Origin of the sequence: Pseudomonas oryzihabitans (genome assembly GCF_024652905.1) — a bacterium.
In the GTDB taxonomy this organism is placed as follows: Bacteria; Pseudomonadota; Gammaproteobacteria; order Pseudomonadales; family Pseudomonadaceae; genus Chryseomonas; species Chryseomonas benzopyrenica.
In genome coordinates this window covers 1,275,627-1,302,416 of sequence record NZ_CP102428.1, presented here as the reverse complement: position 1 = coordinate 1,302,416, position 26,790 = coordinate 1,275,627, and the positions used below count along the sequence as shown (strand labels likewise).

Here is a 26,790-nt window from a genome sequence, read left to right as displayed (position 1 = left end):
CCCGTCAGGAGAACACCATGTCCCGTACCAATCGCCAGTTCCTGCTCGCCAAACGCCCCTCCGGCGAACCCACCGCCGATACCTTCGAGCGCGTCGAGCAGCCGGTCGGCGAACCCGGCGCCGGCCAGGTGCTGATCAAGAATCTGTTCCTGTCCCTCGACCCGGCCATGCGTGGCTGGATGAACGAGGGCAAGTCCTATATCAAGCCCATCGGTATCGGCGAGGTCATCCGCGCCCTGGGCGTGGGCGAGGTAGTGGCCTCCAACCACCCGGACTTCAAGGTGGGCGATACCGTCAACGGCATGCTCGGCATCCAGGACTACTACCTGGGCGAACCCCAGGGCTTCTACCCAGTGGATGCCAGCAAGGCCAGCCTGCCCCAGTATCTCTCGGTACTCGGCATGACCGGCCTCACCGCCTACTTCGGCCTGCTGGAAGTCGGCGAGCCCAAGGCCGGCCAGACCCTCGTGGTCTCAGGCGCCGCTGGCGCGGTCGGCAGCATGGTCGGCCAGATCGGCAAGCTCAAGGCCTGCCACGTGGTGGGCATCGCCGGCGGTGCGGAAAAATGCCGCTATCTGATCGAGGAGCTGGGCTTCGACGCCGCTATCGACTACAAGGCCGAGCCAGACCTGGCGGCCGCCCTGCGCCGTGAGTGCCCCAACGGCATCGACGTCTATTTCGACAACGTCGGCGGCCCGACCCTGGATGCGGTCCTGGCGCAGATCAATTTCCGCGCCCGGGTAGTCCTGTGCGGTGCCATCAGCCAGTACAACAGCGACAAGATCCAGGGCCCGCAGAACTATCTGGCGCTATTGAGCAATCGCGCCCGCATGGAAGGCTTCATCGTCCTCGACCACGCCGCCCGCTATGCCGAAGCGCAACAGCAGCTGGCGATCTGGCTGGCCGACGGCCAGCTCAAGTCCCGCGAGCATGTGGTGGAAGGCCTGGACACCTTCCCCACGACCTTGATGAAGCTGTTCTCCGGCGAGAACTTCGGCAAGCTGGTGCTCAAGGTCTGAACCGCGTCGGAAAATCGTCGCGAGCGGGCCGCCTATGCGGTCCGCTTGGCCTCCAGGCGCCAACTTATAGACGGCCAATCGCCATCATCTGCCTAAGTCATTGATTTTTATAAAACTATAAGACTGGCACGCTTCTCGCTTCAGAGGGACTATCCGCCAAGGAGAACAGGCATGGTCCCGCCCTCATCCAACACCATCAATCTCGATCGCGCTCGCCAGCAGCGTAACGCCAGCCAAGTCGCCCCCGTTCGCGAAAGCGATCCCCTGGTGCTGAGTACGCTACGTCAGCGGCTGCTCAGCGTCCTGCAGTCATCGTTGGATCTCGAACGGGTCCTGCAGCTCTTTCGGCAGGAGGTAGATACCCTCGTGGACGTGCCTGGGCTCGCCTATCGCAACGCCGCAGAAGACGTGGTCATCAGACTGGGCGAAGAGCAGGGTCACCAGGTGCACTACCACCTGAGCCAGGGCGATATCCGCCTGGGCGAGCTGACCTTCTACCGTCAGGAGCGCTTCCAGGACAGCGAGCTCAGTGCGCTGGAATACCTCCTCGGCACCCTGCTGTTTCCCCTGCGCAACGCCCTGCTCTATCGCGAGGCGCAGAACAATGCCCTGCGCGATGCCCTCACCGGGGTCGGCAATCGCAACGCCCTGGACCGCGCCCTGGTGCGGGAACTGGAGCTGGCGCGCCGTACCCAGCAGCCCCTGTCGCTGCTGATGCTGGATCTGGACCACTTCAAACGCATCAACGACCGCTTCGGCCACAGCGTCGGGGACGACGTGCTGCGGCAGACCGCCCGCACCCTCAGCAACTGCCTGAGAAGCATGGACATGATCTTTCGCTTTGGCGGCGAGGAATTCTGCGTGCTGCTGTCGGCCACCGGTCATGAGGCAGCCCATATCGTGGCGGAGCGCCTGAGAGCGGCTGTCGAAGCTCAATCGGAGACCGCCGGCGCCATTCCACTGCCGGTCACCCTGAGCCTCGGGCTGGCGACGCTACGTGACGTCGAGTCCCCGCGCTGCCTACTGCTGCGCGCGGATCGAGCCCTCTATCAGGCCAAGGCCGAAGGCCGCAATCGATCCTGCAGCCTGACCTGAGGGTCGCCTGGGGCCAGGCGACCGCTCTGCTTAGCGGCGACCGCCCTTGCCGGTACCGCCACCGCTCGGACCGCGACGCGGCGCGATACCAGGCGAGGTACGGCCCTTGCTGACCGGCTTGCGGCCCATTTCGCTCGGCCGCTCGGCCACGGCCGACCCCTGGGGCTTGCTGGCCTTGCCCGCCTTGTTGAGCTTGTTGCGCGAACCCCGACCGGCATCGATCGGCCGCGCGGTCTTGCGCTGCTGACGTTCGAGCTTTTCCTTCGTCTTGCCGCCCATGGCCGGCAGCGCCACCGGCGGCAGGCCAACTTCGCCCGCGAGGATGTCGATCTCCCCCTGGGTCATCTCGCGCCAGCGGCCGACCGGCAGATCGCTGGTCATGAACACCGGACCGAAACGAACGCGCTTCAGACGGCTCACCACCAGGCCCTGGGACTCCCACAGCCGGCGGACTTCACGGTTGCGGCCTTCCATCACCACGCAATGGAACCAGTGGTTGAAGCCATCGCCTTCCGGCGCCTGCTGGACGTCGGTGAAGCGTGCCGGACCGTCTTCGAGGATCACCCCGTTCTTCAGGCACAGCAGCATCTCTTCGGTCACCTCGCCACGTACCCGCACCGCATATTCGCGGTCCATTTGGTAGGACGGGTGCATCAATCGATTGGCCAGTTCACCATCGGTGGTGAATAGCAGCAGACCGGTGGTATTGATGTCCAGGCGACCGACGTTGATCCAGCGGCCCTGCTTGGGCTTGGGCAGGCGGTCGAAGACGGTGGGTCGGCCTTCGGGATCGTCACGGGTGCAGATCTCGCCCTCGGGCTTGTTGTAGATCAGTACCCGGCGTACCACTTCCTCGGCCTGGTCGCGCTTGAGCAGACGTCCGTCCACTGCGATGGCGTCCTTGGGCATGACTCGCAGCCCCAGGGGGGCGACCACGCCATTGACCTTGATGCGGCCTTCGCCGATCCAGGCTTCGACATCGCGACGCGAGCCGACGCCCAGGCGCGACAGCACCTTCTGCAGCTTTTCGCCAGCTGGCGCAGGGACGGATTCTTCGAGGGATTCGTTTTGGGGATTCTTGTCGAGGGTCATCAGGCACCTCCCGGTGTAGTGGACGACAAAGGCGCCGCGGAACGGGCGCCAGGAAAAAGACAGGGGCGCATGATAGCGCCCCTGCTCGCGCCAGCCTAGCGAGTGTGGTGTCTCTGAAATTGACTGCACAATTTTGGCAGCGCTTTTTCGGCTGTGGCGGCGGTGCCACACCTCGCCATAGCCCTGCTATGACTGGTACCGGCGCCTGGCCACAGCCAAAAAATCACTCGCCAATTCTTGCGCGAACTTCAGAGACACCGCACTAGCCCAGCGGGTGACGGATGGCCCCAGTATCAATCCAGCGTCGCCAGGGCCTCGCGGCAGAGTTGTTCGACGCGCGTCCAGTCCTTGGCTTTCACCACGTCACCCGGCAGCATCCAGCTACCGCCGACGCACAGCAGATTGGGCTGCTGGAAGTAGTTCTTCACATTGCCCGGATTGACGCCACCGGTCGGGCAGAACTTGAGCTCGGCGAAGGGACCAGCGAAGGCTTTAAGCGCATCCACGCCGCCATAGACGTTGGCGGGGAACAGCTTGAAGCGGCGATAGCCCAGGCGATAGGCCTGCATGATCTCGGAGGGCGTGGCGATGCCCGGCAACAGCGGAATAGGTGCCGCTACCCCGGCCTGGAGAATTTCCTCGGTGGTGCCCGGGGTGACGATGAACTGGGCGCCAGCCTCGACCGCGGCGTCGAACATCCGCACGTCCAGCACGGTGCCCACCCCCACGTCCAGCTCAGGACGCTCCTGGCGCAGTAGCCGTACGGCATCCAGCCCGTGGGCGGATCTCAGGGTGATCTCCAGCGCCGTAAGACCACCAGCGGCCATGGCATCGGCGAAGGGCAGCACGTCGGCCGGATCGTTGATCACGATCACCGGCAGAATGCGCGCGCGGGCGCACAGGGCATCTAGGGTCGCGATCTTGTTCTGCATGTCCAAAACTCAACTCCTCGTCAGGGGCACCAATAGACGACCAGGGGTTCGCGCAGGAACGCCTTGATCGGAGTGGCCAGCTCGTCGCCCTCGGCCAGAGCGGTTTCCAGTACCTGTCGCTTGCCCGCGCCCTGGACGGCGAGGATCTGTTGCCGCGCCCGGCTCAGATAGGCGCGGCTCAGGGTGATGCGGGTCTGGGGCGCGGACGGTGCCACGCCTGGGAAGCTCAGGCGTTCGCTGGCCGGATCCAGGGCCTCTTCCAGACCGGGACTACCGGGGAACAGCGAGGCGGTATGGGCGTCGTCACCCATCCCCAGGACCAGCACATCAGGCGTACCCAAGGCGTCGCGGAGCCGGGCTTCGGTCAGGGCCATGCCCTCCTGCGCAGTGGCCGCCGGGGTATAGAGATCGACGAATCCGGCCGCGGCGGCAGGTCCCTGGAAGAGGTGCTTGCGCAAGAGGCCGGCGTTGCTGTCCGGGTCATCGATGGGTACCCAGCGCTCGTCGGCCAGGGTGACCAGCACCTTGGACCACTCCAGGTCCGCCTGAGCCAGGCGTTCGAGGAAGGGCACCGGACTGCGCCCACCGGAAACGATCAGCAAGGCCTCGCCACGGGCCGCCAGAGCCTCGCGCAGCGCGGTGGTGACCGTCTCGGCCAACGCCGTGGCATGGGCCTCGCGGTCGGGCAATTCGCGCAGGGTCACGCCCTGCCCCAGATCAGACGTCGCCATACCAGGATCTCCCGTCTCGTGCGATCAGTGCGATGGAGGTCAGCGGACCCCAGCTGCCGGCGGCATAGGACTTGGGCGAGTCGCCCATCTTCGACCAGCCATCCATCAGCTGATCGCACCATTTCCAGGCCGCTTCGATCTCGTCCTTGCGGACGAACAGCGACTGGTTGCCCTGCATGACTTCCAGCAGCAGCCGCTCATAGGCATCCGGGGTGCGCAGATGCTTGAAGGTCTCGGAAAAATTGAGTTGCAGCGGACCGCTGCGCAGTTGCATGCCCTTGCGCAGACCCTGGTCCTTGCTCATCACCTGCAGCGAAATACCCTCGTCCGGCTGGATGCGGATGATCAGGCGGTTGCTGATCAGGCTGCGCTGCTCGGGGGCGAAGATATAGTGCGGTGGCTCTTTGAAGTGGATGACGATCTGCGACAGCTTCTGCGGCATGCGCTTGCCGGTACGCAGATAGAAAGGCACGCCCGACCAGCGCCAGTTGCGAATGTCGGCGCGGATGGCGACAAAGGTCTCGGTGCGGCTTTCGGTGTTGGAGTTGGGCTCTTCCAGATAGCCCGGCACCGGCTTGCCGTCGCTGTAGCCCGAGGTGTACTGGCCGAGGACCACGCGGCTGGCCAGCTGGTCGGCGGTAATCGGTTCCAGCGCCTTGAGCACCTTGACCTTCTCGTCACGGATGCTGTCGGCCGACAGATCCGCCGGCGGATCCATCGCGGTCAGGCAAAGCAGTTGCAGCAGGTGATTCTGCACCATGTCGCGCAACTGGCCGGCCTGGTCGAAATAGCCCCAGCGGCCTTCGATGCCGACCTTCTCGGCCACGGTGATCTCCACATGGGAGATGTAGTTCTGGTTCCACTGGGTCTCGAACAGGCTGTTGGCGAAACGCAGGGCGATGAGGTTCTGGACGGTTTCCTTGCCCAGGTAGTGATCGATGCGATAGACGCGATCCTCGGGGAAGAAGCGCGCCACGGCGTCGTTGACCACCTTGGAGGATTCCAGGTCGTAGCCGATGGGCTTTTCCATCACCACCCGGGTGCGCTCGCACAGACCGACGGCGGCGAGGTTCTCGCAGATGGCACTGTAGACCAGCGCTGGGGTCGCGAAATAGGCGATCAACGGCGAGGTCTCACCCACATCCTCGGCAAGTCCCGTATAGTCTTCGCGATTGCGGAAATCGATGGCGCGATAGCCGAGACGACCACGCATCCGCGTCCATACCGTTTCGTCCCAATCGGCCTTGGGCACATAGTGGCGCAGGCGCTCCTCGATGTGCTCCAGCTGCTTGACCCCATCGCCCTGGTCACGCGCCAGCGCCATGATGCGGGTATCCTCGTGCAGCAAACCTTCACGATCCAGCTGATAAAGGGCAGGGAAAAGTTTGCGCAGGGCCAGGTCGCCCAACGCGCCGAAGATTGCCAGGGTACAGGGTAGAACTCGGACGCCAGCCATAAATATTCGTTCTTTTACTTAAAGTTTGAGATATTCCAGCACCATGATAGGGGAGCTGGGGCGATTCGCGTAGTCTTTATATTAAAAAATACGGCGCAGGGGTAACCTCGGCCCAAACCTTTTATAGCCTTAGGATAGAGGCACAACAACCACTAGGAGTTCTCATGGATCGTGCCAGCACCCTGCTGCAAACCATCCAGACCCGCATCGGCGAACTCAACCGCGCGGAGCGCAAGGTCGCCGAGGTCATCCTGCAGAATCCCCGGCAGGCCACGCGCTACACCATCGCGGCCCTGGCCCAGGCGGCGCAGGTCAGCGAACCCACCGTCAACCGCTTCTGCCGCTCCCTGGGCGTGAGCGGCTATCCGGAAATGAAGATCCAGCTGGCGCAGAGCATCGCCAGCGGCGCGGTCTATGTCAGTCAGGCGGTGGAAGCCAACGACGAATCCGAGGCCTACGCGGAAAAGATCTTCAGCAGCACCATCGCCTCGCTGGACAGCGCCCGCCAGCGGTTGGACGCCCGTACGGTCGATCGCGCGGTAGATCTGATGATCCAGGCGCGGCAGATCCACTTCTTCGGCCTGGGCGCCTCGGCACCAGTGGCCCTGGACGCCCAGCACAAGTTCTTCCGCTTCAACATGGCGGTGTCGGCGCATTCGGATGTACTGATGCAGCGGATGCTCGCGTCCATCGCCAGGACCGGTGATCTGTTCGTGATCATCTCCTATACCGGCCGCACCCGCGAACTGGTGGACGTGGCCAAGCTGGCGCGGGACAACGGCGCCTCGGTGCTCGGCCTCACCGCCAGCAATACCCCCCTGGCCAAGGTCTGCACCCACAGTCTGGACATCCCGTTGCCGGAAGACACCGACATCTACATGCCCATGACCTCGCGGATCATCCAGCTCACCGTGCTGGACATCCTGGCCACCGGCGTCACGCTCAAGCGCGGCGTGGATTTCCAGCCGCACCTGCGCAAGGTCAAGGAAAGCCTGGTCGCGACCCGCTATCCCTCCGAGCCCGACCAGGGCTAGCGAACAGCTCACTCGCGTGCTCCAGTTTCCCGGAGCACGCTGGCCGTCAGATATCGTCGCGGTGGCTGAACAGATCCCAAGTGGACATGAACAGGGCGGCGATCAGCGGGCCGATGACGAAGCCGTTCAGGCCGAACAGCGACATGCCGCCGATGGTGGAGATCAACACCACGTAGTCGGGCATCTTGGTGTCCTTGCCGACCAGGATGGGGCGCAGCAGGTTGTCCACCAGACCGATCACCACCACGGCGAAGACGATCAGGATGACCCCTTTGATCACTGAACCGGTGGCCAGGAAGTAGATGGCCACCGGCACCCAGATCAGCGCCGAGCCGACCGCGGGCAGCAGCGACAGGAAGGCCATCAGGGTGCCCCAGAGTACCGCGCCCTGGACGCCCAGCACGCCGAGGATGAAGCCGCCCAGGGCGCCCTGCACCACGGCAACGATGATGTTGCCCTTGACCGTGGCGCGCACCACGGCGGTGAACTTGGCCATCAGGCTGCGCTTGTGCATGTCGCTCAGCGGAATGGCCTTGCGGATCAGCGCCACCAGCTGCGAACCGTCGCGCAGCAGGAAGAACAGCAGATAGAGCATCACGCCGAAGCCGATCAGGAACTGGAAGGTGCCCTGACCAAAGCTGAAGGCCTGGGTCGCGACGAACTGGCTGCCCTGCATGGCACCTTCGGAGAGCTTCTGGCGGATACCATCCAGATCACCTGCACCGAAGCGCTCCAGCACGCCACGCACCGAACCCGGCAACGCGCCCCAGATCTGCTGATAGTACTGGCCGAAGTTGAGCTGACCGCTGCTGACCTGCTGGTACAGCAGCGAGCCTTCCTGCACCAGGGAAATGGCGATGAACACCACTGGCAGGATGACGATGAGCAGGATCACGAACAGGGTGCAGAGCGCCCCGAGGTTGCGTCTGTTGTTGAAGCGGCGGACAAACCAGCGCTGCAGCGGGGCGAACAGGATGGCGAGGATGGCGCCCCAGAACACCGCGCCCAGGAAGGGAGTGAGGATCCAGACGAAGGCCAGGGAGACCACCACCAGCAGGATCAGGAACGTCTTGTTTTCCAGCCGAGCACTTTTCATTGGCTTTCGCGATTCCACACAAGGATGACAGGCCTTGCTTAGAGCCTCGGAAGCCGTGGGGTTCCCATAAGCACCCCCAACTCGACCCGAAGAGGCGCGCCAGCGTGGCCGGCGCGCCCGGGATCATACGCGAAACTGACGAACCAGGCCGTCCAGGCGCTCGCCCAGGCCGACCATGCCGGCGGTGTTGCGCGCGCCTTGCTGGGCACCCTGAGCCATGCTGTCGACGGCACTGGCGATGGTGTGGACGCTGCGATTGACCTCTTCGGCCACCGCCGTCTGCTCTTCGGCGGCACTGGCGATCTGGCTGTTCATGGCATTGATGGTGGCGATCAGCTCGCTGATCGCCACCAGTGCGTTACCGGCCTGCTCGGCCTGAGCCGTAGTGGCCTCGCCCATGCCGCCCGAGCGTTCCATGGCCCCGACCGCGCGGCCGGTAGCCTGTTGCAGGCGATCGATCATGGCCTGGATTTCCTGGGTGCTCTGCTGCGTCCGGCTGGCCAGGGCTCGTACCTCGTCGGCGACCACGGCGAAACCGCGACCGGCCTCGCCCGCCCGGGCCGCTTCGATGGCGGCATTGAGGGCCAGCAGATTGGTCTGCTCGGCAATGGCGCGAATCACGTCGAGCACGCCGACGATGGCGCCCACGTCCTGCTTGAGGCCATCCAGGGACACGCTGCTCTGGCGGACCTCCTCGACCAGTTCGTGAATGCGCGCCACGCTGGTGGCAACCGTCTCGCGGGCCAGCCGACCTTTCTCCTCGGTCTGACGGGTGGCTTCGGAGGCCTGCAGGGCACTGCTCGCCACTTCCTGGGCCGCCGCGGACATCTGGTTGATGGCGGTGGCCACCTGGTCGGTTTCGCTGCGCTGGCGCTGCATGTCGCGATCGGTGCGCTGGGCCTGCTGGGCGACGTCGTCGAGCAGACCGGTGAACTGGTGAGTGATGTCGACGACCTGGGCGATGGTGCCCTGGATGCGATCGACGAAGCGATTGAAGGCGGCGGCGAGTTCACCGATCTCGTCGCGCCCGTTGACCGGCAGGCGGCGGGTCAGATCGCCCTCCCCGGCCGCGATGTCGTCGAGATTCTCCCGGATCTGCGTCAGAGGCCTGAGGGTGCGGGCGGCAAATAGCTGCGCGACGATGCCGATCACCACCAGCAGCACGCCGGCCACGCCGAAGATCAGCCAGAGCTGGTCCTGGGTGCGCTTGGCGACCTGCTGGGCCACGGCAGCGACCTCGGCCTCCACACCATCCAGATTCACCGCCGAGCCGATCACCAGATCCCATTTGGGCAGGTAGTCGGTGTAGGCGAGTTTGGGCACCAGCACGTCCTTGTTGCCGGGCAGCGAAGAGCTGTAGCGACTGAAATGCGAGCCATCCTTGCCGACCCGAACCAGTTCCTGGTTGAGGTAGACGCCAGCCGGGTCACGGTTGTCCTTGAAGCTCTTGCCGATGCCGGCCGGGTCGTTGCCCTTGAACAACCGGACGACGTTCGAGTCGTAGCCGAAGATATAGCCGTCCTTGCCATAGCTGATGGCCGACAGCAGGCGGATGGCCTCCTTACGCGCCTCGGTATCACCGTCAGCAGCCTTGTCGTACAACGGCTTGACCACGGTCATGGCCGTTTCGACGGTATTCTGCAAGGCGCTGCGACTCTGCACCATGAGCCGCTCGCGGGCATCGGCGACATCCTTGGTTGCCTGCGCCTGGAACACCCAATAGGACAGGCCGCCCAGGACGACAGTGAAGAGGCAAACGGGCAGCACTGCCAGCAGGGTGACTTTCAGTTTCAGGCTCACGGGGTTCTCCTTGGTCGCAAGAGCTCAGAGCGTTATCGACCCCTTGCCCACAAACTTGACCGCAGAGTCATCTCCCGGACGAATGCCTGGTGCCGGCACCAGGCAATGGCAGACGGATCACCACGGCGAGACCGCCCAGCGCCGCGACCTCCAGCGCCAGGGTTCCGCCGCAGCTGTCGACGATGTCCCGAGCAATCCCCAGGCCCAACCCATGCCCCGCCACCGCCTCGTCCAGACGGGAGCCCCGGTCCAGAATGGCCTCGCGCTCCGCTTCCGGCACACCGGGTCCATCGTCTTCGACCCGGATCAGATAGCCCTCCTCATCCTGCGCCACCTCCAGCCGGACCTGCCGATCCGCCCACTTGCCGGCGTTGTCCAGCAGATTGCCGAACAGCTCCAGCAGGTCTTCACGGTCCCAGGGCAGCCGAAGCCCTGTGGGCAGTTGGCAGTCGAAACTCAGGTGCTCGCCATGCAGCCGATTGAGCAGCACGCAGAGCTCGCGCAGCTCGGCGACGTCCAGATGAGCGCCCGGCAAGGCCTCGCCGGCCAGTCGGGCACGACGTAGCTCTCGCTCCAGCCGTTCGCGAATGCGCGCCAACTGTTCGCGCAAGCTGTCGCGCTGCTCCGGCAACCCCTGCAATTCCGGCCGCTCGGCCAGGCTGGTGAGGACCGCCAAGGGCGTCTTGAGCGCATGACCCAGATTGCCGATGCCATGCCGTGCACGCTTGAGGCCTTCTTCGGTATGGCGCAACAGCGCATTCATTTCCGCCACCAGCGGCGCGAGTTCGGTGGGCACGCTGGCGTCCAGCGTCGAGCGGCGGCCCTGATGCAGCTGGGCGATCTGCTCGCGCACCTGCTCCAGTGGGCGCAACGCCCGACGCACGATCAGCCGCTGCAGCAGCAGGACCACCAGCAGGGTCGCCAGCCCCAACAGGGCGCCGAAGGCGAGGATACGCTTCAGGTTGGCCAGCAAGGGGTTGTAGTCGTCGGCGACCGTGACCTGCACCGTCTTGCCATAGCGCTGGTAATCAGCGCGGTAGGTGAGCAGGCGCTGGCCACTGGGACCGTCCGCCAGGGTATCGCTCAAGCCATTGCCGGGCGGCGCTTCCAGTTGCGCATCCCATAGCGAGCGCGAGCGCCAGCGGATATCCAGCGCCGGGATCTCGATCAGGAAATAGCGGCCCGACAGCGGCCGGGTATAGAGGCTGCCCAGGCGTCCCTCGTCCAATTGCAGGCCATGGGGGCCGCGTACCAGGGCAGCGAGCAGATTTTCCGTCTCGCCGCGTAGCCCGGTTTCCAGATAGCGGCGCAGGGCATGATCCACCAGCCAGGCGCCGCCGAGTACCAGCACCAGACCGGCCACCAGCAGGATGGCCACCAGCCCGACCCTGAGGTGGGTCTGGATGGATCTCAATCGACACCGCCCAGGCGATAGCCCTGACCGCGACGGGTCTCGATGACGTCCCGCCCCAGCTTGCGCCTCAGGTGATTGACGTGCACCTCGATGACATTGGAATCCCGCTCGCTCTCGCCGTCATACAGGTGATCGTTGAGTCGCGTCTTGGACAGGATCTGGCCGGGATGCAGCAGAAAACAGCGAAGCAGGCGAAATTCCGCCGCGCTGAGGGCGATGGTCTCGCCGCCACGGACCACGCACTGGCGCGCCTCGTCCAGCGCCAATCCCCCGGCTTGCAGCAGTGGCTGATTGGCGACGCCACGCACTCGCCGCAGCAGCGCGGCGATCCGCAGGCCCAGCTCTTCGGGGTGAAACGGCTTGGTGAGGTAGTCATCGGCGCCCGCCTTGAGGCCATCGATGCGTTCGGCCCAACTGTCGCGCGCCGTCAGGATCAGCACTGGCGTCGCCAGCGCGGCGGCGCGCCACTCTCCGAGCACCTCGAGGCCTGGCCGACCTGGCAGGCCCAGGTCGAGAACGATAAGGTCATAGGGCTCCTGAGCACCCTGCCAGGCGGCGTCGCGGCCATCGGCCAACCAGTCGACGGCGTAACCCTGGCGCGAGAGGAACGCCGCGATCTCGTCGGCCAGGGCCACATCGTCTTCCACCAGCAGCAGGCGCATCTAGTCGTCCACCTCGTCCTTCAGGATGGCGCCATCCATCGCGCCGATTTCCAGTTCACGGACCACATCGCCAACGAGGATCTCGATCTCGTAGCGATACTGGCCGTCTTCTTCTTCCAACTCGGCTTCCAGCAGCCGGGCCTGGGGGTAGCGTTCGTTGACCCGCTGCAGCAGGGTCTCCAGGGGCCGGATCACCCCCTCCTTGCGCAGCCTGAGGGCCTCGTCCTGATCCAGGTCGCGGGCCTGAATCAGGGGAGAGACGCCGCCGAGCAGGATCAGCCCGGCAAGGACGACGGTCAGTCGTCGCGCTGATTTTTCAGGACTTCGCCAGTGGTGGCGTCGAGTTCCAGATCCCATTTCACACCTTTGGGGTCACGCAGTTCCAGTTGGTAGATGTAGCGGCCATATTCTTCTTCCAGTTCGGTCTCGTGGGTGGTCGAGCCCGGGTGCTTGGCGATGGCGGCCTGGTTGAGCACCTCGAAGCTCTTGATCTTGCCGCTGTCACGCAGCTTGAGGGCTTCGTCGGGACCGAGGTCGCGGGCTTGGGCGACGCCCACACCGGTGATCAGGAGGGCGGCGGTCGCGAGGGCGGTGAGCTTTTTCATGAGGATTCTCTCTCTGGTTGCTGTTCGATCTGGGTCCAGAGTAGCGATCCGCCATTAATCGAAACTTAAACGCCGCTTAAGCCAAGCTTAATCGGATCGGACCGCGCCAGGGCACTTCCAGGTCCAGGGATTCGCCCTTTTGCGTCACCCGCAGTCGACCTTCGCGAGCCAGTTCCCGTGCCGTGTCGCGTAAGGGCTCCATCAGCGGTCGCCAGTCCGCGGCCAGACTTCGTGCCACTTCCGAGGGGCAAAAGGTCGTGCCCGGACGGCATGCCTGGGCCTTGCCCAGCAGGGCGTCGCGCAGCTGTACGTCGGTCGGCTTGGGTGCGGTCATGAGAACCTGGTCCCTTTTCCTGGAGTCCACCGTTTCGACCAGGAAAACGTCGGTGCAGTCATGACCTCTCGCTCGAAAGTAATGCAACGCCTCGCCCAGACCGACTTGCCCATCCCCGCCGATGAGCGTGACGACACCGGAACCGCCCTCTGTACCCCCCTGCCGCCCGATCTCAACTACGTCGATGACAATCAGGCCGGCCTGAGCCGCCGCAAGCTGCGTGGCAAGTGGGCCTACTTCACGCCCGAGGGCGAACGCATCCGCGATCAGGCGGAAATCGAACGCATCAACAAGCTGGCCATTCCACCGGCCTATACCGATGTCTGGATCTGCTCGGACGCCAATGGCCACCTGCAGGCCACTGGACGCGATGCCCGCGGGCGCAAGCAATATCGCTACCATCCGCGCTGGCGCGAGATCCGCGATACCGACAAGTATGAGCGGATGCTGGCCTTCGGGCAGGCCTTGCCCAAGCTGCGGCAACGGGTGGAAGAGGATCTCGCTCGGCGCGGCCTGTGCCGTGAGAAGGTCATGGCCACGGTCATCAGCCTGCTCGATGCCACCCTGATCCGGGTGGGCAATGCCCAGTACGCCAAGAGCAACAAGTCCTATGGGCTCACCACCCTGCGCAACCGGCATGCCGAGGTGCACGGTAATACCATCGCCTTCCACTTCCGTGGCAAGAGCGGTGTGGAGCATGACATCAAGGTCAGCGATCCGCGGCTGGCACGCACCGTGAAGAAGTGTCTGGAGTTGCCTGGCCAGCACCTCTTCCAGTACGTGGATGGCGATGGCGAACGCCATACCGTGACCTCATCCGACGTCAACGCCTACCTGCACGAGCTGACCGGTGCGGATTTCACCGCCAAGGACTATCGCACCTGGGCCGGCAGCGCCCTCGCCTTGGAAGCCCTACGCGAGTTGCGTTGTGAAACCCAGACCGACGCCAAGAAAGAGCTGGTGGACATGGTCAAGGCGGTGTCCCGCACCCTGGGCAATACCCCGGCAGTATGCCGCAAGTGCTATATCCACCCAGGCGTGCTGGATGCCTTTCTGGCCGGTGACCTCTGCACCCTGCCCAAACCGCGCAAGCGCAAGGGGTTGAAGGAGGAGGAGGTCCTGCTGCTCAACTTCCTGCAGCGGCTGGAACAGCGGATGGCAGAAACCCAGGCGGCTTGACGGAAAGAAGCGGTTCGCTCCGCCTCTGGTTATCGCGGTGCGCCATCGTTGGTAGCGTCGCTCCAGCGGTCCTGACGCTCAGCTGCCTCGCTGCAGGAGTGGCCCTGGCGAGCTGATGACGAAGCAGCGTTTGTTATGTTATAACTTTTGCTTCGTTATCCAAGGCTCGATCATGGCATCCCCGCGCCCTTCCCTGCTGCTGCTCTCCGTACCCGCTCGTCTGTCGCTCGCCTGCATTCCTCTGGTCGCTCTGTGGCTGGCCGTGAGCTGGGCGGTCGCCCTGCCATGAGCGCTGCCATCGAACTCCAGGACTTGACGCTGGCCTATCAGCGGCATCCAGCCATTCATCATCTCAGCGGGTGCTTTCGGACCGGCAGTCTGACCGCCATCGTCGGTCCCAATGGGGCGGGCAAGTCCACCCTGCTCAAGGCCATCGCCGGCACCCTGCGACCGATCAGCGGCCGGGTCAACCGCGCAGTGCCGCAACGCCGTCTGGGCTATCTGCCCCAGGCCGCGGAGATCGATCGCAGCTTTCCACTCAGCGTGCTGGAAACTGTGGTGCTGGGCGCTTGGTGTGGTTTGGGCCTCTGGCGCGGCGTCACCGCTGCACACCGGAAGGAAGCAACAGAGGCGTTGCATGCCGTAGGCCTCGAAGGCCTGGAGGATCGCCTGGTCGGCGCCCTGTCTTCTGGCCAGTTCCAGCGGGTGCTGTTCGCGCGCTTGCTGCTGCAGGACGCGCCCGTGCTGCTGCTGGACGAGCCCTTCACTGCCATCGATGCCCGCACCACCGCGGATCTGCTGACCATCGTCAGGCGCTGGCATGGCCAGGGCCGTACCGTGATCGCCGTGCTGCACGACCTGGAGCAGGTCCGTCAGCACTTTCCCGAGACCCTGCTGCTGGCCCGGGAAGCCATCGCCTGGGGCCATACCGACCAGGTGCTGATCACCGAGAATCTGGCCCGCGCCCGCAATCTCGCCGAACACTGGGACGCCCATGCGGGGGTCTGTGAACGCGCATGACCCTCTATCAGCTTCTCTTCGAACCCTTCGTCGAATTCGGCTTCATGCGCCGCGCCCTGGTGGCCTGCCTGGCCCTGGCGCTGGGCGCCGGTCCGGTGGGCGTTCTGCTGATGCTCAGGCGCATGAGCCTGGTGGGCGATGCCATGAGTCACGCCGTGCTGCCGGGTGCGGCGCTGGGCTTCATGGTCGCCGGGCTGTCGCTGCCAGCCATGGGCATCGGCGGCATGCTCGCCGGACTGCTGGTGGCCGGACTCGCAGGTCTGGTCAGCCGCTTCACCAGCCAACGCGAAGACGCCAGTTTCGCCAGCTTCTACCTGATTTCCCTGGCTGCCGGGGTGCTGATCGTATCGCTGAACGGCTCCAGCGTGGATTTGCTGCACGTGCTGTTCGGCACCATCCTGGCCATCGACGCCACGGCGCTCTACCTGGTCGCCGGCATCGCCACCCTGTCGCTGGTGGTGCTGGCGGTGATCTACCGGCCACTGGCCCTGGAATGCTTCGACCCGGGCTTCCTGCGCGCCGTGGGTGGTCGTGGCTCGCTCTATCACCTGCTGTTCCTGCTGCTGGTGGTGCTCAACTTGGTCGCCGGCTTCCAGGCCCTGGGCACCCTGATGGCAGTGGGCCTGATGATGCTGCCGGCCACCGCCGCGCGCTTCTGGGCCAACAGCCTGCCCGGCCTGATGGCGGTGGCCAGTCTGATCGCCAGTCTCAGCGGGCTGGTCGGCCTGGTGCTGTCCTACCACCTCGGCTGCGCCTCCGGCCCCGCCATCGTGCTCACCGCCGGTGGCTGCTACCTCCTATCCCTGCTGTTCGGCCGTCTGGGGCTCTATCGACGGCTGCGTCCCCGCCCTCATCTCACCCATTGAAAGGAGTCACCATGAAATCCCTGTTTTCCCTGGGCGCTGCCCTGCTGCTCGCCGCCGCCGGCCAGGTACAGGCCGCACCGGTCAAGGCCGTCGCCACCTTTACCGTGATCGCCGACGTGGTCAAACAGGTCGGCGGCGACCAGGTCCAGGTCACCTCCCTGGTCGGTCCCAATGGCGATCCCCATGCCTACGAACCGACGCCCACGGATGCCCAGGCGCTGAAACAGGCCGATGTGGTCTTCATGAGCGGCCTGCACCTGGAAGGCTGGATGGATCGCCTGATCAAGGCTTCCGGCCAGGCACGTCCGCCAGTGGTGCTTAGCGAAGGGATCAAGACCCGCGAAATGGCGGAAGACGAAGATGAACACGGCCATGCTGACCATGATCACGACCATGGCGGTATCGACCCCCATGTCTGGAACAACCCGCTCAATGTGGTCGTCTACACCCGCAACGTGGTGAAGGCGCTGTCCGAGGTGGATCCGGCGGCTGCCGCCACCTTCAAGGCCAACGGTGATCGCTACATCGCCGAACTGGAGGCCCTGGATCGCTATGCCCGCGAGCAGATCGGCCAGGTGCCTAAGGCGCAGCGCAAGGTGCTGACCTCCCATGACGCCTTCGGCTACTTCGCCGATGCCTATGGCGTGACCTTCATTTCGCCGTTGGGCCTGTCGACCGAGGCCGAGGCCTCCGCCCAGGACGTTGCCAAGCTGATCCGCCAGATCAAGCAGGAGCACGTCGCCGCCTACTTCTTCGAGAATTCCAATGACCCGCGCCTAGTGCAGCAGATCGCCAAGGCCAGCGGTGCCCAGCCGGGCGGCGAGCTCTATGTGGAGGCCCTGTCACCCGCTGATGGCCCGGCGTCCACCTACGCAGCCATGTTCCGCTACAACGTGGATACCCTGGTCAAGGCGATGAAGGGCGGGCATTGAGGCCCGGGGTCTTTCGGTAGGTTGGGTTGAGCGTAGCGAAACTCAACAAGTCCCCTCACGTTGGGCTTCGACAGTGGAGCCGTCTCAACCCAACCTACGCCGGACCGGTAGGTTGGGTTGAGCGGCGCGAAGCCCAACAACGCGAGGGTTGAGCACCTTCGCGTTCGGCTTCGACGCGAGACTGGTCACCTAAACCACCGGCACATCTTCCAGGTGCCGGTATTCCGCACCCAAGCGCCGGGCCAGCTCCGCTGCCCGTCCCAGGCGCAGCGGCCCCAGTTCGATATCCAGCACCCGGATGGGGCAGTCCGGTATGGCCAGCCCCTCCAGCTCACGCAGGCGTCCGTCGGTGACCAGCAGCAACCGGCATTCCTCGCCGGGACGCTGCCGCCGCCGAGTCTTCAGCCAGTCATGAGCTTCCGCCAGCCCCGCCAGCAAGGGCGTACCGCCCCCTGCGCCTAGCTGCTCCAGCCAGGCCTGCAACGCCTGACCGCTACGTTGCCCCTGGAAGGACCACTCGGGTCGCTCCCCTGCGGTCTGCAGCACTGCGACGCTGACCCGCTGGCGGTAGGCCTGCTCGAACCAGTCGGCCAGCAGGCCCTTGGCCTGGGTCAGGGCACCGTGGCGGCGGGTGGAGGCGGAATGATCGAGGACCACCAACCAGAGCTGGGCCGGACGTCGACTGCGCGGCTGGCGCAGGAGATCACCGGCGCGCCGCGGACGACCGCGGAGCAGGGTCGGCACCCAGGCGATGGCACCTGCCGTGCCCGACGAACGAGCGCCGTGGCGACCACCAGTGGCCTTGCCCGCCCCGCTTCGGGCATCGCGATCCAGGGCATGGGACGATCGGATGCCTAGGGCTTTTTTGCCTCGCCTAACCGGCGTCTGGGGCCCGTAGCCACGGGCTCCGCTGCCAGGGCGCCCCAGCCGTCGTCGCCTGAGGGCTCGGCGTCACCCTGCCCCTGTTGATCACGCGTCCCTCGCTCTGAAGTGTCAGAAGGTAATTTGTCTTGTAGGGGTGGTATTAATGAAGTTGGATCCGCTATGTCCCGCCGCCGATGGCGCAGGGCGAAATCGGCGACGGCGATGATATCCGCGTGCTCGATCAGCGCGGCATCGCGCCAGGCGGCATGGGCCCGGGCGGCGCGCAGCCAGACCAGGTCGGCGCGCAGGCCATCGACGCCGGCCTGGTGGCAAGCCGTGGTGATGGCCTCAAGGGCCGCCTCATCCAGGGGAATGCTGGCAAGGCGTGCACGGGCCTGGGCGCAACGCTCGCGCAACTGCGCCTGATCAGATGCCCATCGAGCGACAAAGGCCGCGGGATCGCTGTCGAAGGCCAGGCGTCGACGCAGGATCTCGGCCCGCTCAAGAGGTGCCGGCCGGCTGTCCAGCGCCAGGGCGAAGCCGAAGCGATCCAGCAACTGGGGGCGCAACTCGCCCTCCTCCGGATTCATGGTGCCCACCAACAGGAAACGGGCGGCGTGCTCATGGGAGATGCCGTCCCGCTCCACCCGGTTGACACCGCTGGCGGCCACGTCCAGCAGCAGGTCGACCAGGTGATCCGGCAGTAGATTGACCTCGTCGACATAGAGCACGCCCCCATCCGCCGCCGCCAGGACACCCGGCGCGAAGCGCGCCCGGCCCTCGCCCAGCGCAGCGTCCAGATCCAGGGTGCCGACGATGCGCTCCTCACTGGCGCCCAGCGGCAAGGTGATGAAAGGACCGCCACCGAGCAGGTCCGCCAGCCCGCGAGCCAAGGTGGACTTGGCCATGCCGCGCGGCCCCTCGATCAGTACGCCGCCGATGCGGGGATCGATGGCGTTGAGGCACAGCGACAGCTTCAGGGGCTCGGCGCCGACCACGGCGGCCAGGGGAAAGACGGGGGCGGTCATCTCAGGCTTCATCCATATCCATCAATAGCTGTTCGAGGGCGTCGCGGTAGTCGCCTGGTTCCTGCCAGAGGCCACGTTGCTGGGCTTCCAGCAGGCGCTCGGTCATGTCGCGCAGGGCCTCGGGGTTGTGGCGTTCGACGAAGTCGCGGGTATCGGCGTCGAGCAAGTAGGCATCGGCCAGTTGCCGGTACTGGTGATCCTCCACCAGCTCGGTGGTGGCGCCGAAGCCGAACAGATAGTCCACGGTAGCGGCCATCTCGAAGGCGCCCTTGTAGCCGTGGCGCTTCATGCCGGCGATCCACTTGGGATTGGCCGCCCGGGAGCGCACTACCCGCCCCAGCTCTTCCTTGAGGGTACGGATCCTGGGCAGATCGGCCTGGGCGTGGTCGCCGAAGTAACTGGCGCGACGCTGGCCGCTCAGGGTCTCGGCAGCGGCCAGCATGCCGCCCTGGAACTGGTAGTAGTCGTTGGAATCGAGCAGGTCGTGCTCGCGGTTGTCCTGGTTCTGCAGCACCGCTTGCAGGCGACCCAGGCGGCGCGAGAAGTCGTCACGGGCGGCGGTGCCGTCATCCTCGGCGCCATAGGCGTAGCCGCCCCAATTGAGATAGGCCGTGGCCAGCTCGCCGCGCTCCTGCCACTGGCGCTCTTCCACCGCACCCTGGACACCGGCGCCATAGGCTCCGGGCTGGGCGCCGAAGATGCGCCAGCCGGCCTGACGCCGTGCCAGATCGGCCTCGGTACCGGCCGCTTCCAGGGCCGCGCGCTCGCGGCGCACCTGGGCGGCCAGGGGGTTGAGATCGTCCGGCTCGTCCAGCGCGGCGACTGCCTGGACCGCGGCATCGAACAGCCGTACCAGACCGCCGAAGGCGTCGCGGAAGAAACCGGAGATGCGCAGGGTGACATCCACCCGCGGTCGATCCAGCAGCGACAGCGGCAGGATCTCGAAGTCTTCCACCCGAGCGCTGCCGGTCTGCCAAACCGGACGCACGCCCAGCAGCGCCATGGCCTGGGCGATGTCGTCGCCGCCGGTTCTCATGGTCGCGGTGCCCCAGACCGAGAGGCCCAGTTGGCGCAGGTGATCGCCCTCCTCCTGCAGATGGCGCTCCAGCAACAGATTGGCCGACTGCCAGCCGAGGCGCCAGGCGGTCATGCTCGGCAGATTACGCACATCCACGGAAAAGAAGTTACGCCCGGTGGGCAGCACGTCCAGCCGCCCGCGACTGGGCGCGCCGCTGGGGCCGGCGGGAACGAAACGCCCCTCCAGTGCCCTCAGCAGGCCGCCGATTTCAGCGGGACCGCAGCTGTCCAGGGCCGGCGCGACCTGGCCGACCAGGTGTTCCAGCACCGGGCGGGTGGCAGGCAATTCGTCCAGCGCCAACGGCAGCGGCTCGGCATCGACGGTCGCGGCAACCAGGGCCAGGGCCAGGAGCTCCAGCCGCTCCCGGGTATCGCCCAGGGTGCGCCAGGGTTCGCTCGACAGCCCCTCCAGGCACGCCGGACGCGGCCCCTGCCAGGACTCGCCGAGGTCGGCGGCCAGGGGATCGAACCCCAGCTGCAGGTCCTTGGCCAGCACTCGCAGCAGGCTGGCATTGGCGCCCTGGGCATCGCCCCGGGGAATGCGCAGCAGGGCCACCAGGGTATCGCGACGCAGCTCGCCGGTCGGGGATTCACCAAACACATGCAGGCCGTCGCGGATCTGGGACTCCTTGAGGTCGCACAGGTAGGCGTCCAGCTGCGGTAGCCAGCTGTCCGGATCGTCGGTGATCACCAGCCCCAGCTCGCGATCCAGGGCGGTTTCGCGGACCAGCTGCAGGATCTCGCCGCGCAATTCGGTGGCGCGTCGCAGGTCCAGCAGGCTGGCGTCATAGTATTCGTCGGCCAGGCGCTCCAGGTCGCGCAGCGGCCCGTAGCTTTCGGCGCGGGTCAGCGGTGGCATCAGGTGGTCGATGATCACCGCCTGGGTGCGCCGCTTGGCCTGGGCACCCTCCCCCGGGTCGTTGACGATGAAGGGATAGACGTTGGGCAGCGGTCCGAGAATGGCATCCGGCCAGCATTCCTGGGACAGGCCCACGCCCTTGCCCGGCAGCCACTCCAGATTGCCGTGCTTGCCCAGATGCACCACCGCCTGGGCGCCATAGGCCTCGCGCAGCCAGAAATAGAAGGCCAGGTAGCCATGGGGCGGCACCAGCGAGGGATCGTGGTAGACCGCCGCCGGATCGACGTCATAGCCGCGCGCCGGCTGGATACCGACGAAGGTCAGGCCAAAGCGCACCCCGGCTACCATGAGCCGACCGCGCCGATGCATGGGATCGGCCTCGGGCGCCCCCCAACGTTCCGTCACCGCCTGCTGCAAACTCAGCGGCAGGCGGGCGAACAGCGCCTGGTAGTCATCCAGCGCCAGGCTCTGCAGGGCCGGGCGCAGATCCCGCAGGGCGCTGTCGTTGGTCACTCCACCAAGCAGGCGCTCGATCAGGGCGGTACCACTCTCGGGCAGATTGGCCACTGGATAACCGGCCGTCTGCAGGGCCTGAAGCACCTTGAGTGCCGCTGCCGGGGTATCCAGGCCAACGCCGTTGCCGATACGGCCATCGCGGGTCGGATAGTTGGCCAGGATCAGGGCGATGCGCTTGTCCGCCGCCGGACGCCGCGCCAGCTCGATCCAGCTGCGCGCCAGCCGCGCGACGAAGGCCATGCGCTCGCCATCGGCCTGGTAGTTGACCACGTCGCTTTGACTGCGCTCGCAGCGCCAGGCCAGGCCCTTGAAGCTGATCGGCCGGGTGATGATGCGCCCATCCAGTTCCGGCAGGGCGATGTGCATGGCCAGGTCGCGGGCCCCCAGACCCTGGGGGTTCTCCTGCCAGCGTTCGCGATTGTCCTGGGCGCAGATGGCCTGGAGTACCGGCACCGGTCGGCGGAACGGCGTGAGATTCGGCCGCTCCGGACTGGACTGGGCGAAGCCGGTGGTATTGAGAATCAGCGCGGTGTCGGTCTCGTCCAGCAGCCGCTCGACTTCCGTCAGGCAGGCCGCCTCCTTGAGGCTGGCCACGGCGATGGGCAGCGGATTCAGCCCCTGGGCCTCGAGTTGCGCGCAGAAAGCGTCGATGAAGGCGGTATTGGCCGACTGCAGATGGGTGCGGTAGAACAGCAGCGCCGCCGTGGGCCAGTCCTGTCGCCAGCTTGGGCGCCAGCCGGCCAGCCCCAGGCCTTCAGGCTGATAGACCGCCACCCGCGGCAACTCCCGCGGTGGCTCGTAAAGGTATCGGGCATCCAGGCATTCGGCGGCCAGGCAGTGCAGGAAATCCCGGGCATTGCCCAGGCCGCCTTGACGCAGGTAGCGCCACAGCAGTTCGGCCAGGTCCGGTGCCACGGTGCCCAGAGCCATCAGCTCAGGGTCAGGGCGATCGCAGCCGGGCACTGCGATCAGGGTCAGCCCCCGCGCGGCCAGCTCGGCGAGGCGTTCCATGCCATAGCGCCAGTAGCCCTGGCCGCCATGCAGGGAGATGAACACCACTCGCGCCTGGCTCACCACCTCCTCGACGTAGAGGTCCACCGAGGCGTGGTTCTGCAGCTGCATGGGATTGGCCAGGCGCAGGCTGGGATAGCCGGCATCCAGGGTACGAGTCGCCTCGGCCAGCAGCGCCAGATGCGAATCGCCACTGCAGAGCACGACGATCTCACCCGGCGTCTGCGCCAGATGGGCGATGCCGTCGTCCGGGACGAAGCCGCCCGGCTGGGTACGCAGCAGATGCATCTGGCGTCAGGCGACCGCGGCGCGCAACTGGGCGGTGATCGCCGCTTGGTCCAGCTCCTGGCCGATCAGCACCAACTGGGTGCTGCGGGTCTCGCCGGTCTTCCAGGCACGGTCGAAATGCTTGTCGAAGCGGGTACCGACCCCCTGCACCAGCAGTCGCAGCGGCTTGCCGGCAATGGCCGCGAAGCCCTTCACCCGCAGCACGCCATGGCTCTTGACCACCTCGGTCAGCGCCGCCAGCAGGGTCGCTTCCGCCACCTCGGGCAGGTCTACGCCAAAGGAGTCGAATTCATCGTGGTCATGGTCTTCATGACCTTCGAGGTCATGGTGGGTCGGACGGCTGTCGATATGGGCCTCGGATTCGGCTTGCAAGCCCAGCAGCACCGACAGGGGCAGCACGCCACGACTGGCTTCCACCACCTTGACCGCGGGCGGCAACTCTTCGCTCACCTCGGCGCGGACCCGGGCCAGGGCCTCGGCGTCCAGGCCATCGGCCTTGTTGAGGATCACCAGGTCGGCACTGGCCAGTTGATCTTCGAACAACTCGTGCAGCGGCGACTCATGGTCCAGGTTGGGGTCCTGGCGGCGCTGGGCATCCACCTGCTCGGGATGAGCGGCGAAGGTGCCGGCCGCCACCGCGGGACTGTCGACCACGGTGATCACGGCGTCCACGGTGCAGGCGTTGCGAATCTCCGGCCACTGGAAGGCCTGCACCAGGGGCTTGGGCAGCGCCAGGCCACTGGTCTCGATGAGGATGTGGTCGATGTCGCCGCGACGCGCCACCAGCTCCTTCATCACCGGAAAGAACTCTTCCTGCACGGTGCAGCACAGGCAGCCATTGGCCAATTCGAAGACGCGCCCCTGGGCCTCTTCTTCGGTACAGCCGATGCTGCACTGGCGGAGGATCTCGCCATCGATGCCCAGCTCGCCGAATTCGTTGACGATCACCGCGATGCGGCGGCCTTCGGCATGGTCGAGCATGTGCCGCAACAGGGTGGTCTTGCCGGAACCTAGGAAGCCGGTAACGATGGTGACGGGAGTCTTGGCCAGGGTTTTCATGGGCTGCCCTTAGAAAGAAAGCGAAAAAAGACGGGCAGGCATGCCAGGCGCTCGCGCAGCGGCAAGGCCCTGGTGGCAGCCCGGATCACCCCGCCCGGTTGCGTATGGAAAGCTAGCGAGGCAGGTCTCCTGGCTCACGGCGCCCTACTCCAGCCTTCCCGCGTGAGCAGTGGCCTTAAAGCTTGTTCATAATTTCGCGAGCTAGCGTCAATTATGAACAGGCTCTGTGGAGAGGCTGAAGATGCCGCTTACAGTTGCGGGGGCAGCCGCGGTGTCGCACCGCGTTCCCTTTCAAGCTCTTGCGGACAAGAGCACCTCGAAGCCCGACAGGCTACGAGTGCCCCGCCGGGGTGTCAATCGAACAGGCTTGACCGTCGGACGACCCGCGTGGTCTGCTCGCCCCTGCTTCAGGTGTCGCGACTCCGCCAGGGGTCGCGGTGAAACGGGAAGCCGGTCCAAGTCCGGCACTGCCCCCGCAACGGTAGACGAGCGCAGGATCACGATGCCACCCGGCTGGCAAGCTTGGGGAAGGCGATCCTGGTAGTCGTACGGGAATGCGGTGTTGCGCGAGCTAGCACCTGGCAAGGCGGAACCCTGCAAGGAAACGCAATTTACCGAGAGTAAATGAGCACTCCGCGAAGGGCTTCAGCGCAGCCAGGCCGACGCGCAGCCAAGACCGCACCTTGAGACCCTCGTGAGTCCGGAGACCGGCCTGTCGCTTTCAAGCAACCCGCGGTGGGCGGTCGTGCTGGACGGCGGCCGCCTGCGGTTCGCTGCCTCGGCGCGTCCCTGCCGCTTCGACTCCGAGGCCTTGCCATGACCGCTACCCGCTCGACGACCGCCCTGTCCCAGCCTCATACCCATACCCGCGCCCAACGCCTGACCGCTACGCTGCTCGCCTGCCTGCTCGGCCTGGGCCTGGTGTTCCTGGCCGGTTTCTCCCATGTCGAGGCGCTGCACAACGGTGCCCACGATACCCGCCACAGCGAAGGCTTCCCCTGCCACTAAGAGGAGTTCGTCATGTTCCAGCGTATCGCCTTCAGTGCCGGCGTGGCCGGGCTGCTCGCCGCTCTGTTGCTGAGCATCTTGCAAAGCGCCTGGATGACGCCGCTCATCCTCCAGGCGGAAACCTACGAGGTCCAGACCGAAGCCCCGGCCACGGCCGAGCATCAGGATCATGGCGAGGAAGAAGCCTGGGCCCCGGCAGATGGCTGGCCGCGCACCCTGTCGACCTTCGGCGGTAACCTGGTGGTGGCCGTGGGTTTCGGCATGGTGCTCGCCGGCCTGTTCAACCTGCGCGCGCCGAACCGGACCTACCAGGGCCTGCTGTGGGGGCTGGCCGGCTACGCCACCTTCTGCCTCGCGCCGAGCCTGGGTCTGCCACCGGAGCTACCAGGCACGGCCGCGGCGGACCTCACCCTGCGCCAGGCTTGGTGGATAGGCACCGCGGGCGCTACCGCGGCCGCCCTCGCCCTGCTGGCGTTCGCCCGCCACCCAGGCTTCAAGATCGCCGCTCTGGGCCTGCTGGTCATTCCCCTCTTGCTGGGAGCGCCCCAGCCGGTCGCGCATGAGAGCCTGGCACCACAAGAACTGCAACGGCACTTCCAGATCGCCGTGCTGGTGAGCAACCTGCCTTTCTGGCTATTGCTAGGCCTGGCGTGCAGCTGGCTGTTCTGCCGTCAGGAGCCGCAAGGCTGATGGCGCTGGTCCTGGGCCTAGGTTGCCGTCGAGATTGTTCGGTGGAGGAGCTTGCCGAGCTGGCGCAAGAGGTGCTGCAGGAAGCCGGCTGCGACCGCGCCGCCCTGACCGCCTTGGCGACGGTGGCTAGTCGACTCGAAGAACGCGGACTGCGCACCCTCGCCCAACGCTGGCAGCTGCCCTTACAGGGCTTTCCCGCTGAACGCCTGGCGCAAGAACGCGGCATAACCTCAGCCAGCAAGCGGGTGTTGCAGCATGTTGGCAGCTCCAGTGTCGCCGAAGCCGCGGCCCTGGTGGCAGCCGGTGAAGGCGCCCGCCTGTTGGTGAGCAAACGCAAGAGCGCGGCGGCAACGGCAGCCTTGGCCTACGCCTGAGACGCCGCTTGCGCTTCGGCGTCGCTGACCCGGGCGCGGACATGGATGGGGCTGAAGGGCTCGTTCTGCACCAGTTCCACCAGAGCTTCCTTGACCAGCTCGAGGATCGCCATGAAGGTCACCACCACGCCAAGGCGCCCCTCACCCAAGGTGAACAGTGCCACGAAGGGCACGAAGGCACCATCCTTGAGGCGCTCCAGCACCTGACTCATGCGCTCGCGGGTGGACAGGACCTCGCGGGTCACCTGGTGACTCTCGAACAGATCGGCCCGGCGCAGGACCTCACCCATGGCCAGCAGCAACTCGCCCAGCTCCACCTCGGGCAACAGCTTGCGCGCCCGTGCCTCGGGCGCCGGCAAGGTGGGCACCACGAAGTTGCGGCCCTCCCGCGGCAGATCATCGAGCTCCTCGGCGGCCTTCTTGAAGCGCTCGTACTCCTGCAGGCGGCGGATCAGTTCGGCGCGGGGATCCTCCTCCTCGGCTTCCAGGCCTTCGGCGCGCGGCAACAGCATGCGCGACTTGATCTCCGCCAGCATGGCGGCCATCAGCAGGTACTCGGCCGCCAACTCCAGCTGCACCGCCTTCATCAGCTCGACATAGCTCATGTACTGCCGGGTGATCTCGGCGACCGGGATGTCGAGGATATTGATGTTCTGCTTGCGGATCAGATAGAGCAGCAGGTCGAGCGGCCCTTCGAAAGCTTCGAGAAAGACCTCCAGCGCATCCGGCGGGATATAGAGGTCCTGGGG

At 65.8% G+C, this 26,790-nt stretch carries 25 protein-coding genes, 2 pseudogenes and 2 riboswitches; of the genes and pseudogenes, 10 read left to right on the top strand and 17 right to left on the bottom strand.

The genetic code is table 11. The annotated features are described in order from the left end of the window. Positions 1-17 precede the first annotated feature (17 nt). Positions 18-1,019 carry an NADP-dependent oxidoreductase gene (locus NRG74_RS06045; RefSeq protein ID WP_257706014.1) on the top strand — a complete coding sequence of 334 codons (1,002 nt, stop codon included), beginning with the start codon at positions 18-20 and terminating at the stop codon, positions 1,017-1,019. A gap of 171 nt (positions 1,020-1,190) precedes the next feature. After that, positions 1,191-2,114, top strand: a complete 924-nt coding sequence (locus NRG74_RS06040) for a GGDEF domain-containing protein (protein ID WP_160922516.1) — start codon at positions 1,191-1,193, stop codon at positions 2,112-2,114. Positions 2,115-2,144: 30 nt separating this feature from the next. Here the strand turns inward: NRG74_RS06040 and rluB are convergent, their stop codons facing one another. The 4 genes from rluB to zwf form a co-directional block, all read right to left on the bottom strand. Beyond that, entirely contained in the window at positions 2,145-3,206 is a 1,062-nt protein-coding gene (gene rluB / locus NRG74_RS06035; protein ID WP_257706013.1) for a 23S rRNA pseudouridine(2605) synthase RluB, read from the bottom strand. A 293-nt stretch (positions 3,207-3,499) separates the two neighbouring features. Then, positions 3,500-4,138, bottom strand: a complete 639-nt coding sequence (locus NRG74_RS06030) for a bifunctional 4-hydroxy-2-oxoglutarate aldolase/2-dehydro-3-deoxy-phosphogluconate aldolase (RefSeq protein ID WP_044342103.1) — start codon at positions 4,136-4,138, stop codon at positions 3,500-3,502. 20 nt (positions 4,139-4,158) lie between these two features. Next, positions 4,159-4,869 carry a 6-phosphogluconolactonase gene (pgl, locus tag NRG74_RS06025; protein ID WP_017640515.1) on the bottom strand — a complete coding sequence of 237 codons (711 nt, stop codon included), beginning with the start codon at positions 4,867-4,869 and terminating at the stop codon, positions 4,159-4,161. Further along, entirely contained in the window at positions 4,856-6,325 is a 1,470-nt protein-coding gene (zwf, locus tag NRG74_RS06020; protein ID WP_026083779.1) for a glucose-6-phosphate dehydrogenase, read from the bottom strand. Before zwf ends, pgl begins: the two co-directional genes overlap by 14 nt. A gap of 164 nt (positions 6,326-6,489) precedes the next feature. On the opposite strand from zwf, the gene NRG74_RS06015 reads away from it, so the two are divergent. Next, positions 6,490-7,359 (top strand): MurR/RpiR family transcriptional regulator, encoded by an 870-nt coding sequence (locus NRG74_RS06015; protein WP_017640513.1) that lies wholly within the window; start codon positions 6,490-6,492, stop codon positions 7,357-7,359. Positions 7,360-7,405: 46 nt separating this feature from the next. On the opposite strand, the gene NRG74_RS06010 is transcribed toward NRG74_RS06015, so the two are convergent. From NRG74_RS06010 to NRG74_RS05980, 8 genes and pseudogenes are all read right to left on the bottom strand, one after another. Further along, positions 7,406-8,455, bottom strand: a complete 1,050-nt coding sequence (locus NRG74_RS06010; protein ID WP_017640512.1) for an AI-2E family transporter — start codon at positions 8,453-8,455, stop codon at positions 7,406-7,408. A 123-nt stretch (positions 8,456-8,578) separates the two neighbouring features. Then, positions 8,579-9,139, bottom strand: a pseudogene (locus NRG74_RS24560) (methyl-accepting chemotaxis protein); the annotation flags it as partial. A 345-nt stretch (positions 9,140-9,484) separates the two neighbouring features. Next, positions 9,485-10,120: pseudogene (locus NRG74_RS24555) on the bottom strand (cache domain-containing protein); the annotation flags it as partial. Positions 10,121-10,322: 202 nt separating this feature from the next. Beyond that, entirely contained in the window at positions 10,323-11,669 is a 1,347-nt protein-coding gene (locus NRG74_RS06000) for an ATP-binding protein (protein ID WP_257706011.1), read from the bottom strand. Continuing rightward, complete coding sequence (locus NRG74_RS05995) at positions 11,666-12,331, bottom strand: response regulator transcription factor (protein WP_017640509.1); 666 nt, start codon at positions 12,329-12,331, stop codon at positions 11,666-11,668. The genes NRG74_RS06000 and NRG74_RS05995 overlap by 4 nt, the downstream gene beginning before the upstream one ends. Further along, positions 12,332-12,607 (bottom strand): PepSY domain-containing protein, encoded by a 276-nt coding sequence (locus NRG74_RS05990; RefSeq protein ID WP_085984307.1) that lies wholly within the window; start codon positions 12,605-12,607, stop codon positions 12,332-12,334. Between the two features lie 20 nt (positions 12,608-12,627). Next, complete coding sequence (locus NRG74_RS05985) at positions 12,628-12,936, bottom strand: PepSY domain-containing protein (protein ID WP_257706010.1); 309 nt, start codon at positions 12,934-12,936, stop codon at positions 12,628-12,630. A gap of 76 nt (positions 12,937-13,012) precedes the next feature. After that, on the bottom strand, positions 13,013-13,270 hold the full coding sequence (locus NRG74_RS05980; protein ID WP_257706009.1) for a DUF3253 domain-containing protein: 258 nt from the start codon (positions 13,268-13,270) through the stop codon (positions 13,013-13,015). A gap of 81 nt (positions 13,271-13,351) precedes the next feature. Between NRG74_RS05980 and NRG74_RS05975 the strand changes: the two genes are divergently transcribed. The 4 genes from NRG74_RS05975 (at position 13,352) to NRG74_RS05960 (ending at position 17,267) form a co-directional block, all read left to right on the top strand. After that, positions 13,352-14,449, top strand: coding sequence for a DNA topoisomerase IB (locus NRG74_RS05975; protein ID WP_160922522.1), 1,098 nt, complete (start codon positions 13,352-13,354; stop codon positions 14,447-14,449). A gap of 285 nt (positions 14,450-14,734) precedes the next feature. Continuing rightward, positions 14,735-15,469 (top strand): zinc ABC transporter ATP-binding protein AztA, encoded by a 735-nt coding sequence (gene aztA / locus NRG74_RS05970; RefSeq protein ID WP_257706008.1) that lies wholly within the window; start codon positions 14,735-14,737, stop codon positions 15,467-15,469. Further along, positions 15,466-16,335, top strand: a complete 870-nt coding sequence (locus tag NRG74_RS05965) for a metal ABC transporter permease (RefSeq protein WP_257706007.1) — start codon at positions 15,466-15,468, stop codon at positions 16,333-16,335. The genes aztA and NRG74_RS05965 overlap by 4 nt, the downstream gene beginning before the upstream one ends. An 11-nt stretch (positions 16,336-16,346) precedes the next feature. After that, positions 16,347-17,267, top strand: coding sequence for a metal ABC transporter substrate-binding protein (locus tag NRG74_RS05960; RefSeq protein ID WP_257706006.1), 921 nt, complete (start codon positions 16,347-16,349; stop codon positions 17,265-17,267). Positions 17,268-17,456: 189 nt separating this feature from the next. Here NRG74_RS05960 and NRG74_RS05955 read toward each other — a convergent pair whose 3' ends face one another. The 4 genes from NRG74_RS05955 to cobW are packed head-to-tail and all read right to left on the bottom strand — an operon-like array spanning position 17,457 to position 23,969. Further along, the gene (locus NRG74_RS05955; protein ID WP_257706566.1) at positions 17,457-18,101 is read right to left on the bottom strand and encodes a vWA domain-containing protein; all 645 of its coding nucleotides are present in this window, start codon (positions 18,099-18,101) and stop codon (positions 17,457-17,459) included. 20 nt (positions 18,102-18,121) lie between these two features. Next, on the bottom strand, positions 18,122-19,159 hold the full coding sequence (locus NRG74_RS05950; RefSeq protein ID WP_257706005.1) for an ATP-binding protein: 1,038 nt from the start codon (positions 19,157-19,159) through the stop codon (positions 18,122-18,124). 1 nt (position 19,160) lies between these two features. Next, positions 19,161-22,910 (bottom strand): cobaltochelatase subunit CobN, encoded by a 3,750-nt coding sequence (gene cobN, locus NRG74_RS05945; protein WP_257706004.1) that lies wholly within the window; start codon positions 22,908-22,910, stop codon positions 19,161-19,163. 6 nt (positions 22,911-22,916) lie between these two features. Further along, positions 22,917-23,969, bottom strand: coding sequence for a cobalamin biosynthesis protein CobW (cobW, locus tag NRG74_RS05940; RefSeq protein WP_093251343.1), 1,053 nt, complete (start codon positions 23,967-23,969; stop codon positions 22,917-22,919). 102 nt (positions 23,970-24,071) lie between these two features. Next, positions 24,072-24,303: riboswitch (cobalamin riboswitch) on the bottom strand. A gap of 58 nt (positions 24,304-24,361) precedes the next feature. Then, a riboswitch (cobalamin riboswitch) is annotated at positions 24,362-24,699 on the top strand. 86 nt (positions 24,700-24,785) lie between these two features. On the opposite strand from cobW, the gene NRG74_RS05935 reads away from it, so the two are divergent. Genes NRG74_RS05935 through NRG74_RS05925 form a run of 3 tightly spaced genes read left to right on the top strand, consistent with a single transcriptional unit; the run spans position 24,786 to position 26,041 of the window. Continuing rightward, positions 24,786-24,977 (top strand): CbtB domain-containing protein, encoded by a 192-nt coding sequence (locus NRG74_RS05935; protein ID WP_257706003.1) that lies wholly within the window; start codon positions 24,786-24,788, stop codon positions 24,975-24,977. Positions 24,978-24,989: 12 nt separating this feature from the next. Beyond that, on the top strand, positions 24,990-25,667 hold the full coding sequence (locus NRG74_RS05930) for a CbtA family protein (protein WP_257706002.1): 678 nt from the start codon (positions 24,990-24,992) through the stop codon (positions 25,665-25,667). Continuing rightward, the gene (locus tag NRG74_RS05925; RefSeq protein ID WP_160922528.1) at positions 25,667-26,041 is read left to right on the top strand and encodes a cobalamin biosynthesis protein; all 375 of its coding nucleotides are present in this window, start codon (positions 25,667-25,669) and stop codon (positions 26,039-26,041) included. Before NRG74_RS05930 ends, NRG74_RS05925 begins: the two co-directional genes overlap by 1 nt. Here the strand turns inward: NRG74_RS05925 and NRG74_RS05920 are convergent. Beyond that, a complete protein-coding gene (locus NRG74_RS05920) occupies positions 26,032-26,760 on the bottom strand; it encodes a segregation and condensation protein A (protein WP_257706565.1) in 729 nt (242 codons plus the stop codon). The two genes, NRG74_RS05925 and NRG74_RS05920, sit on opposite strands and share 10 nt — an antisense overlap. Between the last annotated feature and the right edge of the window lie 30 nt (positions 26,761-26,790).